At 46.5% G+C, this 18983-nt stretch carries 15 protein-coding genes; 14 read left to right on the top strand and 1 reads right to left on the bottom strand.

Annotation, left to right across the window (positions count from 1 at the left end; all coding sequences use genetic code 11):
* The first annotated feature begins 2 nt into the window (after nucleotides 1-2).
* The 5 genes from IEV98_RS07785 to mnhG are packed head-to-tail and all read left to right on the top strand — an operon-like array spanning nucleotide 3 to nucleotide 3055.
* The gene (locus IEV98_RS07785) at nucleotides 3-359 is read left to right on the top strand and encodes a Na+/H+ antiporter subunit C (protein ID WP_188505305.1); all 357 of its coding nucleotides are present in this window, start codon (nucleotides 3-5) and stop codon (nucleotides 357-359) included.
* The gene (locus IEV98_RS07780) at nucleotides 356-1879 is read left to right on the top strand and encodes a proton-conducting transporter transmembrane domain-containing protein (protein WP_188505304.1); all 1524 of its coding nucleotides are present in this window, start codon (nucleotides 356-358) and stop codon (nucleotides 1877-1879) included. The genes IEV98_RS07785 and IEV98_RS07780 overlap by 4 nt, the downstream gene beginning before the upstream one ends.
* Nucleotides 1880-1890: 11 nt before the next feature.
* On the top strand, nucleotides 1891-2367 hold the full coding sequence (locus IEV98_RS07775) for a Na+/H+ antiporter subunit E (RefSeq protein WP_188505303.1): 477 nt from the start codon (nucleotides 1891-1893) through the stop codon (nucleotides 2365-2367).
* Nucleotides 2364-2636, top strand: coding sequence for a cation:proton antiporter (locus IEV98_RS07770; protein ID WP_188505302.1), 273 nt, complete (start codon nucleotides 2364-2366; stop codon nucleotides 2634-2636). Before IEV98_RS07775 ends, IEV98_RS07770 begins: the two co-directional genes overlap by 4 nt.
* Nucleotides 2633-3055, top strand: coding sequence for a monovalent cation/H(+) antiporter subunit G (mnhG, locus tag IEV98_RS07765; protein WP_188505301.1), 423 nt, complete (start codon nucleotides 2633-2635; stop codon nucleotides 3053-3055). Before IEV98_RS07770 ends, mnhG begins: the two co-directional genes overlap by 4 nt.
* A gap of 41 nt (nucleotides 3056-3096) precedes the next feature.
* Here mnhG and IEV98_RS07760 read toward each other — a convergent pair whose 3' ends face one another.
* Entirely contained in the window at nucleotides 3097-4212 is a 1116-nt protein-coding gene (locus tag IEV98_RS07760) for a lactonase family protein (RefSeq protein WP_188505300.1), read from the bottom strand.
* A 74-nt stretch (nucleotides 4213-4286) separates the two neighbouring features.
* On the opposite strand from IEV98_RS07760, the gene IEV98_RS07755 reads away from it, so the two are divergent.
* From IEV98_RS07755 to IEV98_RS07715, 9 genes are all read left to right on the top strand, one after another.
* The gene (locus tag IEV98_RS07755; protein WP_188505299.1) at nucleotides 4287-4655 is read left to right on the top strand and encodes an ApeI family dehydratase; all 369 of its coding nucleotides are present in this window, start codon (nucleotides 4287-4289) and stop codon (nucleotides 4653-4655) included.
* Nucleotides 4656-4658: 3 nt separating this feature from the next.
* Complete coding sequence (locus IEV98_RS07750) at nucleotides 4659-5126, top strand: hypothetical protein (protein ID WP_188505298.1); 468 nt, start codon at nucleotides 4659-4661, stop codon at nucleotides 5124-5126.
* Nucleotides 5127-5139: 13 nt separating this feature from the next.
* Nucleotides 5140-6318 carry a DUF2062 domain-containing protein gene (locus IEV98_RS07745; RefSeq protein WP_188505297.1) on the top strand — a complete coding sequence of 393 codons (1179 nt, stop codon included), beginning with the start codon at nucleotides 5140-5142 and terminating at the stop codon, nucleotides 6316-6318.
* A gap of 258 nt (nucleotides 6319-6576) precedes the next feature.
* Nucleotides 6577-10278: a 1-acyl-sn-glycerol-3-phosphate acyltransferase gene (locus IEV98_RS07740; protein ID WP_188505296.1), complete on the top strand. Its 3702-nt coding sequence runs from the start codon at nucleotides 6577-6579 to the stop codon at nucleotides 10276-10278.
* Nucleotides 10279-10372: 94 nt separating this feature from the next.
* Nucleotides 10373-13195: a DNA gyrase/topoisomerase IV subunit A gene (locus IEV98_RS07735; protein WP_188505295.1), complete on the top strand. Its 2823-nt coding sequence runs from the start codon at nucleotides 10373-10375 to the stop codon at nucleotides 13193-13195.
* 401 nt (nucleotides 13196-13596) lie between these two features.
* On the top strand, nucleotides 13597-14991 hold the full coding sequence (locus IEV98_RS07730; RefSeq protein WP_188505294.1) for an undecaprenyl-phosphate glucose phosphotransferase: 1395 nt from the start codon (nucleotides 13597-13599) through the stop codon (nucleotides 14989-14991).
* A gap of 66 nt (nucleotides 14992-15057) precedes the next feature.
* The gene (locus tag IEV98_RS07725) at nucleotides 15058-15789 is read left to right on the top strand and encodes a tyrosine-protein phosphatase (protein ID WP_188505293.1); all 732 of its coding nucleotides are present in this window, start codon (nucleotides 15058-15060) and stop codon (nucleotides 15787-15789) included.
* Nucleotides 15786-16574 (top strand): polysaccharide biosynthesis/export family protein, encoded by a 789-nt coding sequence (locus IEV98_RS07720; protein WP_188505292.1) that lies wholly within the window; start codon nucleotides 15786-15788, stop codon nucleotides 16572-16574. Before IEV98_RS07725 ends, IEV98_RS07720 begins: the two co-directional genes overlap by 4 nt.
* Nucleotides 16575-16592: 18 nt before the next feature.
* On the top strand, nucleotides 16593-18959 hold the full coding sequence (locus tag IEV98_RS07715) for a GumC family protein (RefSeq protein ID WP_188505291.1): 2367 nt from the start codon (nucleotides 16593-16595) through the stop codon (nucleotides 18957-18959).
* The last annotated feature ends 24 nt before the right edge of the window (nucleotides 18960-18983 follow it).

Genomic DNA, 18983 nt, shown 5'->3' with positions numbered 1-18983 from the left:
CCATGGAATTAGTACTTGTCATCTTGATCGGCGTATTGTATGCTTCCGGCATTTTCATGCTACTTCGGCGGAGTATGGTAAAATTATTGATCGGGTTGATCTTATTGGGCAATGGCGCGAACCTGTTGATTTTCTTATTGGGGGGGATCACGAAAGGCAAACCCCCGGTAATAGACAATGCCGCCAAGTTGTTTACCGATATCTATGCCGACCCTATCCCGCAGGCGTTAATTTTGACGGCTATTGTTATCAGTTTCGGCATACAGTCGTTTGCCATCGTTTTATTGAAACGGGTTTATGTATTGGTCAATTCGGACGACCTTGATGATTTGAACACACCGGAAGAAGAAGATATATGATTGACAACGCCATCGTTTTCCCCGTAGTCGTCCACCTGTTTACGGCCATCCTATTGCTCTTCTTTTGGCGTAAAACAATTGCGCAGCGGATGATCAGCATCGCGGGCAGTCTCCTTGCTATGCTGGTGGCCATCGGGTTGTTTGCCCAAGTGTGGGACGGTGGTATCCTCACCATGCAGGCTGCGGGTTGGGAAGCCCCCTTCGGTATTTCGTTTGTGGCCGATGTATTTAGCAGCAGCATGGTATTACTCACCTCATTCTCGGGGCTTGCCGTTTCCATCTATTCCGCCACTGGTATAGCACGCGGCCGGATGATATACGGTTATTTTCCGATATTCCATTTCCTGTTGATGGGACTCAATGGTGCTTTCCTCACAGGTGATATCTTCAATCTATATGTATGGTTTGAAGTGGTTATCATCGCCTCTTTTGTATTAATGACGCTGGGGGGCAGGAAGGCGCAAATCGAAGGATCTGTGAAGTACATGGCCATGAACATTCTGGCTTCTACCTTCTTCCTTACGGGGATCGGCATTCTCTACGGCATTACCGGCACGCTTAATATGGCTGACCTATCGCTTAAAGTAGCAGCATTGGAGAACCGAAAACTAGTCGACATCACGGCGATTTTCTTCATCATTGGCTTTGGGATCAAATCAGCTGTATTCCCCCTATACTTCTGGTTGCCGTCTTCTTACCACACACCGCCATCGGCAGTGGCCGCTATATTTGGCGGCCTGCTCACCAAGGTTGGCATTTATGCGCTGTTCCGGATATTTACACTGATATTTATTCCCGATGATTTCATCCGGACACTATTGGTTTTTCTCGCGATATTTACAATCCTCACAGGCACCTTTGGTGCTGTTATCAAAAACAACATCCGGCGGATGTTTTCCTACCTTATCGTTTGCCATATCGGCTTCATGGTTGGTGGCCTGGGTATGTATTCAGAGGTGGCGATAACCGGGGCCCTATTTTACCTATTCCACGATATTATGGTGAAGACCAACATCTTCCTGATTGCCGGCCTCATCCGAAAGTTACGCGGAACCATGAATATGGATAAGTTGGGCGGGCTGTATGCGGAGTATCCGCTGTTGTCGCTATTGATGGCGATTGTCCTCTTTTCCCTGGTAGGCATCCCGCCGTTATCGGGATTTTGGCCCAAAATCCACCTGTTTGAAGCGGGATTCATGGGTGGTCATTATGCATTGATAGCGGCCCTTATTATTGGTAGCTTTGCTACGCTATATGTTATTTCCCTGATGTGGTCAAAGGTTTTTTGGAAAGACCGGCCCATTATAGAAGACGAAGGAGTACTTACCGATGATTTCCAGCCTTTAAGCAAGTTCAGGAAATCGCTTTTGGTCACACCCATTGTCTTTTTAGCTGTCATCACGCTATACATCGGGTTGGGCGCCGAAAATATCGCGTCAGTGGTCAAGCACATCGCCCGCGAGATGAAAGACACCTCACCCTATATCGAGGCTGTTTTGGGAACGAATGAATTACAGTAAACGGTACGACCATGGTTAAACAATTTTTGATGAACCTGCTGCTCGCCTTTACTTGGGTAGCATTGACAGGCGTGTTATACTATTCAAATTTCCTGTTTGGTTTCGCCATCGGGTTTTTCCTGCTGTGGCTGATGAACCGCAATGAACGCGATCAACGTTATTTCAATCGTGTGCCCAAAATCATTGGATTCGTTTTGTACTTCCTTTACGAAATGGTAAAAGCGAATATCCAGGTAGCCTATGATGTGATCACGCCGAAATTCTTTATGAAGCCCGGCATTGTAAAATACCCGATGGAAGCCGAGAGCGATTTCGAAATCAACATGTTATCTACCATGATTGCATTGACACCCGGCACGCTCGTCATCGATGTCAGTGAAGACCGGAAAGTACTTTATATCCATGCCATGTACATGAAGAGCAAGGAACAGTTTATCGAACAGATTAAGGAACGGGTAGAGCGGAGACTATTGGAGATTATACGATGACATTAGATAGTTACATCGACTACGTGATTTTGCCGATCCTGGCAATATCGCTGCTTTTGGTATTTATCAGGCTCTTCAAGGGACCCGATATCGTCGACCGTGTGATCGCGCTGGATTTATTGATTACCATTGGCATCAGCGTGATTACGGTCTATAGCATAAGTACTGGTAAATCAACGTTTATCGATGTTGCCATGATCCTTGCGCTCATTGCGTTCCTAGGCACCATCGCATTTTCTTATTATATCGAAAAAAGGGGGCGAAAATGATCAATATCATCATCGGCGTATTGTGTACGATAGGCGCACTGGCCATTCTTGTTGCCGCCATCGGCATCCTGAGGATGCCCGATTTCTATCTCAGGTTGTCCGTAACGGTAAAAGCAGCAACACTTGGCGGTGGTTTGTTATTGTTAAGTGCGGCGTTCTATTTTCCCGAAGAAGTTTCCGTAACAACAAAAGCGCTGGCGATTATCTTCTTTCTCATCCTTACCGCTCCGGTAGCAGCGCACCTCATAGCCCGGTCGGCCTATTTTATCGGCACCGCACAATGGGAAGGAACTGCTGATGACGATCTAGCCGGCATGTACGACAAGGAGACACATCAACTCAGTAGTGGCAATACCCCCGTGAACGCGTTACCTCCGAAAGCAGAACCTGAATTGGGCACCGATGACGAGACCGTTTGAAAAAACATGGGCTTTGGGGAGTTTCATAGGCGGATAATTGCTTAGAACACCAAGCAAACCGGCGATCCTACGGCGATACGATGCCCTGTATCCGTAAGCAAACCGCTATTGGCCGACCTTGCAAACACCACCACTTCGTCTGTATTTTGGTTGGCCACCAACAGATACCTGCCATCGGGAGACATCGTAAAATTACGTGGCCCACTTCCCAACACGGATTGATTGCCTATTTTCGTGAGCTTGCCGGTTGCCGTATCCACGCCATAAATCGCCAACGTATTGGCATCACCCCGGTTGGACGCGTACAGGAACTTCCCATCGGGCGATAATTTGATATCAGCCGCCCCGTTTTTACCTTCGAAGCCGGCCTCATTCATGGCAATTTCTTGGATGGTAGCCCATGTCCCGGCACGTTGCTGATAAACCATTACATGGGCTGTCAGCTCCTGTAACAGGTAAATAAACCTGCCATCAGCAGACAGCGCAATATGCCGCGGACCGCCGCCCGGAGCGCCCGCTAAAGCCGGTTGCGCTGCCGGAGTCAGTGGATTGGTCGCATTTTCGGGATGGTAATCATAAATATTGATTTTATCCGTGCCTAGATCCTGTACATATAGTTGCTTCTCATCCGGGCTAAAAAAAGCGGAATGCGCGTGGGGGGCTTTTTGCCTGCTTTGGTCAGGACCGCTACCCTCATATTGAATCAATTGCTTTAGTGGCCCAAGGCTGCCGTCGGATTGAATGGGAAATATACCGACATTCCCACCCGAATAGTTGGATACCACAACGTGTGTGCCTTTACTGTCCGTAACGATGTGACAAGGGTGATCACCTCCGGTAGCCCGTTGGTTCAACAGGGCGAGCTTTTTTGCTGCATCATCATATGTATATGCGCTTACTGTCCCATTGCCATCTCCATTTTCGTTCACCGCATAGACATATTTCCTGTCTGTGCTTACGGCCAAAAAGGAAGGGTTCTCCGCCGCGACGGTGCCTTTTAACGAAGCCGTACCCGTAGCAGTATTAAAATCATACAAGTGAATACCCTTACTTTTACCGGAATGCGTATATGTACCGACAAATAGATCGACGGATTGTTCCTGTGCAAGAATCATAAACGGCAATATAGCTAATAGCAATGTGGTTAGTGTTTTCATTTTCGAAAATCATGAATCGTCAATGTTAACAAAAATCCCGGTATATTTCCCGTTCTTTTTTACTTTTGCTCCCTATGTCGCTTTTCCACGATTTTTACTCGATAGCAGCATTTACTGCAGATGGCCCAAAGGTGTCGGCATCAATTTCCATCAACAAAACACATCCCGTGTTTAAAGGCCATTTTCCAAACAACCCGGTTACGCCCGGTGTATGCATGATGCAAATCATCAAGGAGCTGGCGGAAAAATGGGCGGAATGTTCATTAGTGTTGAAAAAAGCCAGAAACGTCAAGTTCATGGCTATCATTAATCCGGATAATCATCCAAACATTCAGGTAGAATTGGATGTTGAAGAAGAAGACGGATTGCTTTCTGTCAGGAGTACGACATCATTTGAAGACACTATGGCACTTAAATTCAGCGGCGTCTTCCAAAAAGTATAGGTTATGAAGATGCTATTTTCTCTGCTTGCGGTATTTTTGTGTGGCGTACTTGTTCACGCGCAGGATCTCAATGCGCTCAGGCTCCTTTATAAGGAAGCGACTAAGTCGGAAGCGCAGGCACGGGCATTTTATGAACCTTTGGAACATGTCACCAAAAATGACAAGCCTGTTTTGGTAGCTTACAAGGGTGCGGGACTTGCGCTTCTAGCAAGATATGAAAAGCTGACCGAACGTGGACCGAAGGTCAAAGAAGCGGTACAATGGATCGAGCAGGCTGTAGCGGATGACCCTGACAATGCCGAAATCCGGCTTATTCGCCTCAGTGTACAGGAACACCTTCCTAAATTCTTGAAATATAACCAACAAATCGAAGACGACCGGCAATTTATCCAACAAGCACTGCCTTCGCTAGCAGACGATGGACTGAAAGCCATGATCAGTGGGTACTTCGAAGAGTTTTCAAAAAAATGATGAATCTACCTGCATGGCCAGCAACGAGGTATTAGCATCCATCAATGCTTGCGTGGTCGTTCCCACCTACAACAATGCCAAAACACTTTCTCGTGTATTGGACGGTGTTAGCAGCTATACCTCGCAGATTATCGTCGTTAACGACGGTTCTACAGATACTACTCGCAATATATTAGGTCATTATAACAACCTGACCATTATTCACCTGCCACATAACGGTGGCAAAGGGAATGCCTTGAGAAGGGCTTTTCGCGAAGCAAGCACGAAAGGCTTTGACTATGCGATTACGATCGACTCGGACGGGCAGCATTTTCCAGAAGATATTCCCGCGTTTATCCACGACATTCAGAAAAACGGCCCAGCATTGCTTATTGGTGACCGCAATATGAATCGGGCCGGCATCCCTGGCCGCAGTAGCTTCGGCAACCGGTTTTCCAATTTTTGGTTCCGGTTCGAAACCGGTATCGCGCTTTCAGACACGCAGTCTGGCTTCCGGCTATATCCACTAAAAAAGCTGCAAAACACCCGCTTCTATACAACGAAGTTTGAGTTCGAAATAGAAGTAATTGTCAAAGCAGCGTGGCGAGGTATTGCTATACGGAATATCCCGATAAGCGTGCACTACGATCCTGTCGATCGGGTATCCCACTTTCGGCCATTCCGCGACTTTACCCGTATCAGTATCCTCAATACCTGGTTGGTATTGGTTACGTTGTTTTATATCCGCCCCCGCGACTATTTCCGCACCTTCAAAAAAAAAGGATTCAAGCGTTTTTTTTTTGAAGATCTGTTGCATAGCGAAGACTCCCCTCAGAAAAAAGCTTCATCCGCGGCTTTGGGTGTATTCGTCGGATTATCGCCATTTTGGGGCTTTCAAACCGTCATCGTGCTGTTTTTTGCCGTGGTGCTACGGCTCAATAAATTGATTGCTTTCGCTTTCTCGAATGTAAGCCTGCCACCACTCATCCCGTTCATCATCTTTGCCTGCATCCAAATTGGCGCATCCCTTACAGGTTCTGTTGCCCACCAAGCCTTTCAATGGCGTGAAGTCAGCACGTACCGTACATTTATCCAGCAACACCTCTTCGAATATATTCTTGGCAGCCTGGCGTTAGCAACGATCAGCGCCGGAATTGTTGGTTTTACAAGCTATTTCATACTGATACGACGAGATCGCCTCCGTACTCTTTAGTGCTTCGCACTCCATTTGCCACTCCTTCCACATCCAATTGATTCTTCGTTCATATTTACATAGATTAAACATGGTATTTACAAAAGTTTAATAAATGGTTAACAAGGGTATTACCGCTATTAAACTTCTATTGATTATCTGTTTATACTTGGGTAATATGATATTATTATCAAACAAGCCCTAACTCAATCTGGAAGGGAAAGGGATGGATACCGCTATTGGCAAACAGCATGGGTCGGTCGCAAAAATCTGCTACCTTTGCCAGAAATAATTACGCACCCATTGGCTTCGTTTTTCTATTCCATATACCGTTACTTTCAAAAGCATAAAGCCGCTTTCTACTTTTCCATTCCGTTAGTCCTCATCGTGCTCACCTATTGGGCCAGCCGCATTCGGTTTGAAGAGGATATTACTAAACTTATCCCTGCAGGTGAAGGTTCGGAACAAATCAATGATGTCTTGCAATCGGTTAAGTTTGCTGATAAGACCATCATCAACATATCCACATCGCAGGAAGACAACATCGCGGCATTACAGGAATATGCCGATGCGTTTGCAACGACCATCGAAAGGAAAGCCGCTCCTTATATCCAGCGGCTCCAAGTACGGCTGGAAGAAGACCAGCTCACCGACCTAATGGATTTAGTGAGCCGCAATCTGCCGCTCTTTCTAGACGATGACGACTATCAAAGAATTGACTCCCTACTTCAACCCGATTCCATTGCAGCGAATGTTAACGAAGCTTACCAAGCCATTACGGCCCCCCAGAGCTTGATTACGATACCGCTTTGGCGGCAAGACCCACTCGGCCTATCCTACATGGGGTTGCGAAAATTCCAGCGCCTGCAATCCAACGGCTTGGTTACGCTGGAAGACGGATACCTTATTGCCCAAGGCCGAAAAAATCTACTGGCGTTCATTACAACGGCATCAGGTCCGAGCGAAACTTCCCAAAACACAGCATTCATCAAGATTCTTGGACAAACCATCAAGGAATTAAACGTCGACTTTAACGGCCGTGCCTCCGCCGAATATTTCGGTGCTACGGCCATGGCGGTCGCCAACGCCGAGCAAATCAAGCAAGATATCCGCGTCACGCTGTCCATCGCACTCGTTGCATTGGTCGCGTTGTTCATCTATTTCTATCGACGAGCAACCATACCGTTGATTATCCTTTTCCCGGCCGTGTTCGGAAGTCTCCTAGGTGTAGCAGCCTTGTATTGGCTCAAGGGCACGATTTCTGCCATATCTATTGGCATCGGCTCCGTGTTATTGGGTCTCACACTGGATTACTCGCTGCACATCCTGAGCCACTACCGCGGCACGGGCGACGTGAAACGGCTGTTTGAAAGTACGACCAAGCCGCTACTCATGTGTGCGGTCTTTACCGCTGTCGATTTCCTTTGCCTGCTATTCCTGCACTCTGACGTATTGAAAGACCTCGGTATTTTCGCGGCTGTCAGCGTATTAGGAGCTGCCCTCTTTGCCCTCATCTTCATACCACAGGTATATTCGCCCCGCAAGGGAATCGCAGTACGGCAAAACACGTTCGTCGATGCCATTGCCCGGTATGACTTCAGCCGAAACAAATGGATTTTATTTGTTGGTATCGCCTGTACACTCATCAGCCTCTTTACCTTCCAGCGGGTTGGCTTCAATGACGACCTAGCTGCTTTGAACTACCAACCCAAACACCTCAGGCAAGCAGAACAACGGCTCGATACCCTCACCGACTACTCCGCAAAGTCAATCTACCTCGTTGCATACGGCGACACCTATGACGACGCCTTAGCCCGGAATGCCGTACTCTTCCAGCAATTGGAACAGCAGGAGGCCCAACGCACCATTCTTGGCTTTCAGTCAGTCGGAAGCGTCGCGTTCCCCGTGGCTGAGCAACGGGAACGGATCAATCGATGGAACCGGTTTTGGGCGGCAGCTAGAAAAGAGCGACTGATGGAGCAACTCGTCAGCGAAGGCCAGAAGGTCGGCTTTAAGGAAAACACCTTCGAGCCTTTTTTTGAGAAGCTATCACAGCCATTTTCCCCACTGAACACAACCGACCAAAATTTACTAAACACCTTGTTTTTAGATGAATTCATCGCGTCAGGAAAAAATCTCACAACCATCACTACGGTTGTGAAGATCGAAAATGGTGACACCAGCCCGCTAATCCAGTCACTCTCCGATGAAGATGGCGGCGTACTTGCCATCGACCGCAAACACTTACAGGAAAAACTGCTTAGTAATTTAGAAGCTGATTTCAACACACTGTTTTTCATCGCGTCGATAGCTGTTTTTGTGGTTATTTTCCTGTTTTTTGGCAGCTTGGAGCTCACGTTGGTCACTAATATTCCCATTTTTCTGGGCTGGCTGGTCACCTTGGGCCTGATGGGCATGTTCGGCATACAATTCAATGCATTCAACATCATCATCACCACACTGATTTTCGGATTGGGTGTTGATTACTCCATCTTTATGACTAAGGGATTACTGGAACAATACACCTACGGCAGCAGGGATATGCCAGCATATAAATCCGGTGTGGTCATGTCTGCTTTGGCAACCATCCTATGTTTCGGCATCTTGATTTTCGCCAAGCACCCTGCTATTCAGTCTATTTCGATCATACCTCTTATTGGTCTATTGGTGGTGGTATTGATGTCTTTTTCCATACAGCCTTGGCTTTTCCGTCTTTTTATCAGTGGGCCACAGGATAAGGGGAATACACCGTGGCGTATCATCAATCTTCTCCTAACTGGTCTTACCTTTGGCTATTTCTTTCTAGGCGGATTAACCGTAAGCCTGCTGGCGCGGTTGCTTATTCCCATCATCCCTGTAGGTAAAAAGAAGAAATTCAAGGTGTTTCACCGGGTATTGCAGTTGTTTTTCCATAACCTCATGTACCGCACACCAGGTATTCGCATGAACGTGATCGGAAAGGCCCCCTCCAATTATGATCCACCCGTAATGATCATTGCCAACCATACATCCATCTTGGATACACCCACCATGGGACTTTTGCATCCCATGCAGATCTTCATGATGAACGACCGCCAGTTACGTTCGCCTTTCTTTGGCCATGCCATGCGCATGGTAGGCGCTCACCCAGCCACGGAAAATCAACCGGAAAGTCTGGAAAAGTTACGCAAAAAAGTCAGGCAAGGGTATTCCATCATTGTATTTCCTGAGGGTACCCGGTCTATGACCACCGCTATCCAACGCTTTCACAAAGGTGCCTTTTACCTAGCCGAGCAGTTAAAACTGGATATTCTTCCTGTTTTGATCCATGGCAACGCACATTCCCTGCCCAAAAACGACAACATGCTAAAGCCCGGCCCGATTACGATGAAGTTTCTCCCAAGAATCAAACATAACGATGTTAGATTCGGCAATACCTATTCCGAGCGGACGAAAAAAATAGCCGCCCATTTCAAGGCGGAGTTCAGGGCGTTGCGCAATGAACGGGAAACTGCCGATTATTTCTGGCGAAAAATCGCCTTCAACTACGTTTATAAACCAAAATCTATCCAGCGCGAAGTAAAAGCTGTTTTCAACATCAACAAAGCATGCTATCACCGGCTTTTACGGGTCCTACCAGCAAATGGCCGGTTCCTGCACTTGGGGTGTGGTTATGGCGTGCTGGATTTCTTGTTGGTGTACGACAGTGCCGAACGTAGGGTTACGGCCTGGGATAACGACGGGGAGAAAATAAGTGCTGCGCAACATACCTATACGGTAAACCGATATTCGCTACAATTCGTGATGGACATCCCGCCATACGCCGGATATGATGTGCTCATCGTATCCAACAGCACGATGATCGACCGGCAAGCGGATCAGCAAATCCCCGACTGGGTGGTGCTGTTAACGACCGACCCGATCGTATCGGCGTTCCTTACGGAGCAGGGTTTTGAATTTATCTCAGGCGAGGGTAAGCTGGCTATTTTCAGGAAAAGGTGAAGCCATTTGTACCTGAAAAATTAGGTTTGCGAAAAAATTCAACTTTGCCTAAGTTTGGTTCGCAATTAGTGGAGATACTAGCTACTAGGATTACATGAGCGACGAAACGAACCCCATACCCGAAGAAAACAGCAACAATAGCACTGAAAACCAACAAACAGGCAATAGTCAATCTGTCCTTTTATCGGGATTATACGAAAACTGGTTTTTGGACTATGCCTCGTACGTCATCCTTGACCGAGCCGTACCGCACATCAATGATGGATTCAAGCCGGTACAACGCCGTATTTTACATTCGCTAAAGGAAATGGACGATGGCCGGTTCAACAAGGCTGCCAACGTAATCGGCAATACGATGAAGTATCATCCGCACGGGGATGCTTCCATCGGTGACGCTATGGTACAGCTCGGACAAAAGGATCTGCTCATCGATTGCCAAGGTAACTGGGGAGATCCGGTTACGGGTGATTCGGCTGCAGCTCCACGCTATATCGAAGGGCGCCTCTCCAAATTTGCCAACGATGTGGTATTTAATCCAGACACGACGGAGTGGCAATTAAGCTATGATGGACGAAATCGTGAGCCCGTTACTTTGCCAGTCAAGTTTCCATTGCTGCTGGCCCAGGGTGCAGAGGGTATCGCTGTCGGACTGGCTACCAAGATCATGCCGCATAACTTCATTGAGTTGATCGACGCATCCATCGAGGTGCTACGAGGTGAGCGGCCCAACCTCCTCCCCGATTTCCTCACGGGTGGTTTGGCCGACTGCTCGGCGTATAACGAAGGGCAACGCGGCGGTAAAATACGAATACGGGCCAAAATCGAAGAGCGCGACAAGAAAACCCTCGCTATCACAGAAATCCCTTATGGCACAACAACCGGTGGTTTGATTGATAGTGTGGTAACTGCCAATGAAAAAGGCAAAATCAAGATTAAGAAAATCGAGGATAATACGGCGCAAAGTGTTGAAATCATTATCCATCTTGCTCCTGGTATCTCGCCCGACGTGACCATCGATGCATTGTATGCATTCACATCATGTGAAGTATCCATATCGCCCAATACGTGTGTTATCCGGGATGATAAGCCTCATTTCATGAGTGTAAATGATGTGCTCATCGAAAACACCAAACAGACGAAGGCTTTGCTCAAACAAGAGCTCGAAATCCGTCTCAACGAACTACAGGAAAAGATTTTCTTCAGCAACCTGCTTAAAATATTCATCCAGGAAGGGATGTACAAACATCCCGACTATGAAAATTCAGGCGATTTTGAAACCGTCGTGCAGGTGCTTACTCGACTGTTCACGCCTTTTTTCGATCAGTTCTACCGCGAAATATTACCGGAAGACTACAAGAAGCTCATTGAAAAACCCATGAGTAGCATCACCCGCTTCGACGTCAAAAAGGCGGATGAACAGATGGCAGCGCTGGAGGGAGAGATAAAAAAGGTACGCCACCACCTCCGCCATCTTACCGACTATGCAATCGATTGGTTTGTAAGGCTAAAGGAGAAATATGGAAAAGGCCGCGAACGAAAAACAGAATTGCGGGCATTTGACCGTGTCGAAGCTTCTCAAGTTGCCCTTGCCAATGTGAAACTCTATGTGAACCGAGCGGATGGGTTCATTGGCACGGGCATGCGAAAAGACGAATATGTAGGCGATTGTTCAGACCTCGACGATATCGTTGTCTTCCGTGCCGACGGCAAATGCATGGTCACCAAAATCCAAGACAAAGTATTTGTAGGGAAAGACATCATTCACGTCGCGGTATTCAAAAAAGCGGATGACCGTACAGTATATAACCTGATCTACCGGGACGGGAAATCAGGTACCTCGTACCTGAAACGTTTTTCTATACTGGGCGTTACGCGCGACAAGGAATACGATCTAACCAAAGGTGAAAAAGGATCCAAAGTACTGTACTTCACAGCCAACCCCAATGGCGAGGCCGAAGTAGTGACCGTGCAGCTCAAACCCCATTCCAAACTCCGCAAACTACAACTTGATTTGGATTTCGCCGAAGTTGCTATCAAAGGCCGTGCTTCTCAGGGCAATATCGTAACGAAATATCCAATCAAAAAAATCGTTCTCAAAAGCAAAGGTGTTTCCACCCTATCTGGTCGGAAGCTTTGGTTTGACGATGTGCTCAAGCGACTCAATGCCGATAGTCGAGGCAAATACCTTGGAGAATTTGATGGCGACGACAAAATCCTCACTGTAATGACCGATGGCACCTATGAATTAACGAGTTTTGACCTGAGTAATCACTTTGATGATAAGCTGCTCCGCATTGAAAAGTACAGCCCAGATCAGGTTTATAGCGTTATACATCGCGACGGCAAGACGGGCATTTACTATGTAAAGCGCTTTTCCTTCGAGGATATTCCGATTGGCAAACGCACCACCATCATCAATGATGAACCGGGCTCCAAGTTGCTGCTCATCACCAACGCAGTGACCCCTGTGGTCAGCCTTGACGTATTAAAAGGTAAATCGCGAACACCCGAAACCATGGAGCAGAATCTTACTGAACTCATCGATGTAAAAGGCATGAAGGCACAAGGTAATAGATTGAGCCCGCATGAAGTAAAAAAGGTGGTATTAATGACTGTCGAAGCCGAGGAAATTCGTCCTGCAATATCGGATAACGAACCTGTAACGGAAATTCAATCCGAAGAAAAAGAAGCGGACACCGACGTTGACCAATCTGTAGTTGAGGATACAGCTAGCGATGAAACTCCATCAGATCAGCCGATTACGGCAGAAGACAACGCCATCGAGCCTGACAACCAGCCAAGCAAATCGCAGGATGAAGAGATCCAGCAAACCAAGGAGCGCCCCAAGGTCGATTTTGAAATCACCAACCCCGATGATATACGGGTAGACGACAAAGGGCAGATGGGGTTGTTTTAAGCATCCCTATATTGGCTGTTCGAGCGTTTCCTGACTTGCTAACCTGACCGTCTTGATAGGACGGTTAGGAACCGTAGTGCCGTCGCTCATCGGGTTGCCTCAAAAACAACGCAGATAACCAATCAATATTTTAAACCTATAGCTAAAAAAATATATTAAACACCCCAAAATTCGACGTAAAACCCTAAAACAAAGCATAAATTATACCTTTTCGTTTTTTTTGAATTCCATTTAGGAATAAATGGCATGTTTTTTGAAAAGTTCCTAATTCATCTACCGGTTCTTTCAAAGAATCACTAACAAAACAAACAAAACGTTAATAATATTTTAACACCAAACACGCTATTATTGACGTTACTAGTACTAAAGACAATTGGTTCTACCGTTTTAGTAACAAAAACATGCAAACGCGCTACATTTTCCTTCTGAAATTTGTATTAGCCTTCACTGATTTGCTCTTTTTAAACGCAGCATTCGTTGTTGCGGGTGAAATCACCCATATATATTTCTATGCGGATACCACAACGCTATATCGGTACTACCTGCCTGTGGCCAACTTGCTCTGGTTACTCTCAGGCGGAATTTTCTGTCTGTATTTACAGACAACAATGGAGAGTTTAGAAAACATCTATCGCGCGACATTACGCGCGGTGATGCTGCATGGCATATTATTTTCCGTATACCTATTGCTCGCTCATGGCGAAGGAATTGATGCCAGCGCATTTCTCATTGGCTTCTATCTCCTGCTGGCGATCTGCCTGGTATTTAGCCGCTTAGTTGGCACATACATCCAACACTTGTTATTGCGGCATTTCCATATCCGCAAGACGGTAGCCATTATAGGCAAAAACGAGGGTGGACGCAGTCTGGCAAACTATTTCCGGGCACACGAACGCAACTACCACTTCGAAGGATACTTAACGGAGCGTGACGACCAACTCTTCACCGATCGAGGAGAAATCGCCGAAGCCACACGAAAACAATTCCAGCGAGCAATTACCGAGGGAATCCAGGAAGTCTATGTCTCTCTTCCTCCCCACCGCATCGCTCAAGCAGCTATCTTGGTGGAAGAAGGAGAACGCTACTGCCTTCGGGTGAAACTTGTACCTGATTTGACTCGTGAAGATAAAGTACCGTACAGCATCAGTGTCCTTGGCCCCGTGCCTGTCATCAGTGTACGGCAAGAACCTGTGTACGATATCGAAGGCCGTTTCAAGAAGCGATTGTTCGATTTGGCATTCAGCGCCGCAGTCATCGTCTTTATACTTAGCTGGCTTTATCCGATAATAGCTTTACTTATCAAAATGGAAAGTCGTGGTCCGGTTCTGTTCAAGCAACAGCGAAGCGGGCGCGACAATCAATCTTTTCTTTGTTACAAGTTTCGCAGCATGCGGGTAAATGCTGACGGTGATAAGCGACAGGCCACTCGCGATGACGATCGCGTTACGCGTATCGGTCGCTTTCTTAGAAAGACCAGTCTCGACGAATTACCACAATTTTTCAATGTATGGCAAGGTCATATGAGCGTGGTAGGCCCCCGCCCGCACATGCTCAAGCACACCGAGCAATACCGTTCGATGATTAATCAATATATGGCTAGGCAGTTTCTCAAACCCGGTATTACAGGCTGGGCTCAGGTCAATGGTTACCGCGGTGAGACCACCGAGCCCCGTATGATGGAACGGCGCGTAGCCCATGATCTCTGGTACTTAGAAAACTGGACGTCGATGCTGGATGTACGCATCGTCTTTCTAACCATCATTAACGTGCTTACCGGTGAGGAAAACGCCTATTAACACGATCTTTTCCTTAGCCGCTGAAGTGACACACAAGCAACAAAATTTCGTTTATTGATTACCGGGATGTTTACGTTTTTGAATAAAGCAAAGAATCACACCAGCCTAGACTGGTTAGGTGTGGATATACACTCCCACCTGTTGCCGGGCATAGACGATGGTAGCCCAGATGTCGAAACGTCCTTGACGTACGTCGACCGATTGGAAGCATTGGGCTTACGCCATTTTTATGCTACCCCCCATATCTATATGGAACTGTATCCTAATACCGCTGCTACCATTCAATCTGCGCTAGACCGGTTGAGGCAACAGCTGCCACCTGGCGTACAATTGGAAGCGGCGGCTGAATACATGGTGGATGACACCTTCGAAACACGCTTTACCGATGGAAAAAAACTCATGACGTTACCTGGCAATCACGTGCTCATCGAGATGTCATATATTGCCGAGAATGCACGTATTGAGCGTATTATTTTTGAGTTGCAGGTACACGGTTACAAGCCTGTACTAGCCCACCCCGAGCGGTATCTCTTTTATCATGGCCACCTAGGGCGCTATGAGCAGCTCAAGCGCCTCGGATGCCTGTTTCAGATGAACATACTTTCACCCACAGGCTATTATAATCCCCAAGTTAAGAAAGCCGCACAATACCTGTTGAAGCGGGGCATGGTAGATTTTGTAGGCACCGATCTACATCATCAGAAACACCTTACTGCTATTGAAAAGTTTGTGCTCAGCGGGGAGGCACACGGTGCGTTTAAAAAAAATCCAATAAAAAATAGTGCTTTAATAACATGATAAGAAAAAACAAAATAATTTTCCTACTCATCCTGTTAACCACTGTCTCGTTAGGTGCTTGCGTATCCACCAAGAAAACGGTTTATTTTGGCAATATACCGGCTGACGACCCAACAATCCAGCTGCCTGAGTACCGGGAACCAGTTGTTCAAGTCGATGATATATTACATATCACCATTCAAACGATTGACGGGGGAACAACAACAGCCATTAATCGATTGTCGGGTGGAACTGCCGATGCCGGGAATCCCGCCCCGGTAGCCAATAGTAATGCGCCAAACGGCTATCTGGTGGATGAAGAAGGCCAAATTACACTGCCCATGCTGGGTACACTCAAGGTCGCTGGGCTAACTACACCGGAGGTACGCACACTCATCGGCGACGCGGCCGCGAAATATTTCAATGACCCCACTGTGCAAGTCCGGTTCGCTAATTTTAAAATTACGGTGATTGGTGAGGTCTCTAAACCGGCTACCTATACGGTGCCTAATGAAAAGGTCACGCTGCTAGACGCGATTGGGATGGCAGGAGATTTGACAATTTACGGCAAGAGGCAAACCGTTCTGCTGATCAGGGACATCAAGGGCAAAAAGGAATTCGTACGTTTTGATTTGAACGATTACAGTACATTCACGTCTCCCTATTTTTACCTTAAACAGAACGATGTCGTATATGTTGAACCTACACGCAGCAGAGCGAACGCGAATAACGCAGCCACTTTTCAAATCGTGTCTCTTGCTCTTTCGGCATTATCCGTTATTACCCTGGCAATTACTCGGTTATAGTCTAAAAATAGATTTACTGTGAAGGAATCATACGAAGAACGACTTGAACAAACCGGACGGCCAGCAACCAATAGCTTTCTCGAAACGGTAGATCGATACAGACAAAATTGGATTTGGTTTGTCTTATGTACCTTACTTGGTCTGTTTATCGCGTATATGCAGTTGAGGTACAGTACGCCCGTTTATAAAATACAGGCTAAAGTTATGGTTAATGGCTCAAAAGCAGGCTCTCCGCTCTCGACGGAACAAAGTGCGTTTGGAGGGGGTTTTGGCACACTGCTAGGAGGTCCAAGCTCAGTGGATAACGAAGCAGAAATCATCAAAACCCGGTATCTAATGGAGCAGGTCATAAGCGACCTCAATGAACAGGTGACTATCTTCCGACCAGGAACCGTACGTGACGTTGAAGTATACCCTAATCCACTTGACATTAAGCTGTTATCACGAAAAGACTCCGTGCGAGGCGGCGTGTTTACCGTAGAAATATTAAGTAAAACGGGAGGGCAAATTTTTCAAAATGAATCCTTTTCCGTGGATTTTACTTTTGGACAAATAATTGATTTGCCGAGGATTGGTCAAGTGATTATCAATCGTACTGAATTAACCGACAAGGACAGTCAGCAAACTTATAAAGTAAGGATAGCTGAATTTGACAGCCGCGTGAGCAATTTCATCGGGCGACTCGGCGTATCTATAAAAAACAATTTAGTTTCAGTGATAGACCTCAGTTTCGACTATCCGCTACGGAATCGGGGAGAAGAAATCCTCAACAAAGTCATTGAAGTGTATATGGAAAATGACTTAATCCATAAAAACATCATTGCAGATAGTACGATAGCTTTTGTCGACAATCGACTCGGCATTGTTGAGAAGGAGTTAGATGCTATCGAACAGGAGATTCAAAGCTTTCGTCAGCACGAAAATCTAGCAGATATGTCTACGCAGGCGCAGATATTGCTGGAAAACTCAAGTGTATATGTCAACCAGTTGAGTGAAGTGCAAACCCAGCTCAATATTTTAGCTGATATTGAGGAATACCTCAACGACGAAACCAACCAACGCGTGCTGCCGAATGCGGTGTCGACCAATGACGTGGTTTTCAACGATCTAATCACGCGTTATAACGAAGTGTTATTAGAGCGTGGTCGAAGATTACTAAGTGCTACCCCAAACAATCCAACAATCATTAATTTGGATCAGCAGCTTAGCACCTTACGGCATGATATGCTTGCCAATCTGCGTAGCACGCAAAGTAGGTTGAATATCACGAAATCCGACATCGAACGAAAAACAAGAGAACTCGAATCGGAAGTGAAGCACGTACCGGCTACTGAGCGTATCTTCCTTGACCTTTCCCGCCAGCAGCAAATCAAACATGAGCTATACCTGTATCTCCTACAAAAGCGAGAAGAAACCGCTATTAGCAAGACGGCTACCGTTTCGAACAGTAGGATTATCGATCCACCGAAAGCCGCAGCTTCGCCCTTTAGTCCCAAGCGTACGGCGACCCTATTAGCCGGCCTTTTAATCGGGCTCATCATTCCTTCAGCCCTCATCTACTTTCAGGATGTGTTGAATACGAAGCTCCAAAACCGGACTGACATCAAAAAACAAACATCGACTCCTATAATCGGCGAAATTATCCGCAGTCGACATAAAGAACCACTTGTTGTCAGTAAGCACTCCCGTTCGGCTATTGCTGAACAATTCCGTACGTTAAGAACAAATCTTGCATTTTATCTGACCGATCCCAAACAAAAGACGATTCTGCTAACATCCAGTATGAGCGGGGAAGGCAAATCATTTGTTGCGCTAAACCTAGCCACCATCTTGGCCATGACAGGCAAAAAGGTCGTACTCATGGAAATGGATCTTCGTAAACCCAATCTTTCTGAAAAGTTGAATCATGCTAATAAGATTGGCTTCACCAACTATGTCCTCAACACAAAGCTAATGCCTGGAGAAATCTATGCAGCTTCCGGAATACATGAAAATTTATTGCTTATCGGATCCGGCCCCATTCCACCTAATCCGGCAGAGACTATACTTAGTCACAGACTCGACGAGCTGATGGAGCATCTAACTGACCATTTTGACTATGTCATCATCGACGCTCCGCCAATTGGTTTAGTTACAGATGCTCAGTTACTGAGCCGACATGCCGACCTGACATTGTATCTAGTTCGACTTGGCTACACACATAAAGCGCAGTTACAGATTGTCGAAGACCTTTACCGGAATCAGAAAATGAGTCAGCTGGCCATTTTAGTCAATGATATCGACCCAAAAGGAGGATATGGTTATGGTTATGGAAGCAGCTATGGTTACGGATACTATGAGGATGAAAATAAACAACCTTGGTGGAAATTTTGGGCAAAAAGTTAATTAAAACCACTGCATGAAATCAAC

The sequence above is a fragment of the Parapedobacter pyrenivorans genome (assembly GCF_014636865.1).
In the GTDB taxonomy this organism is placed as follows: Bacteria; Bacteroidota; Bacteroidia; order Sphingobacteriales; family Sphingobacteriaceae; genus Parapedobacter; species Parapedobacter pyrenivorans.
This window is presented reverse-complemented; position numbering and strand designations above follow the sequence as displayed.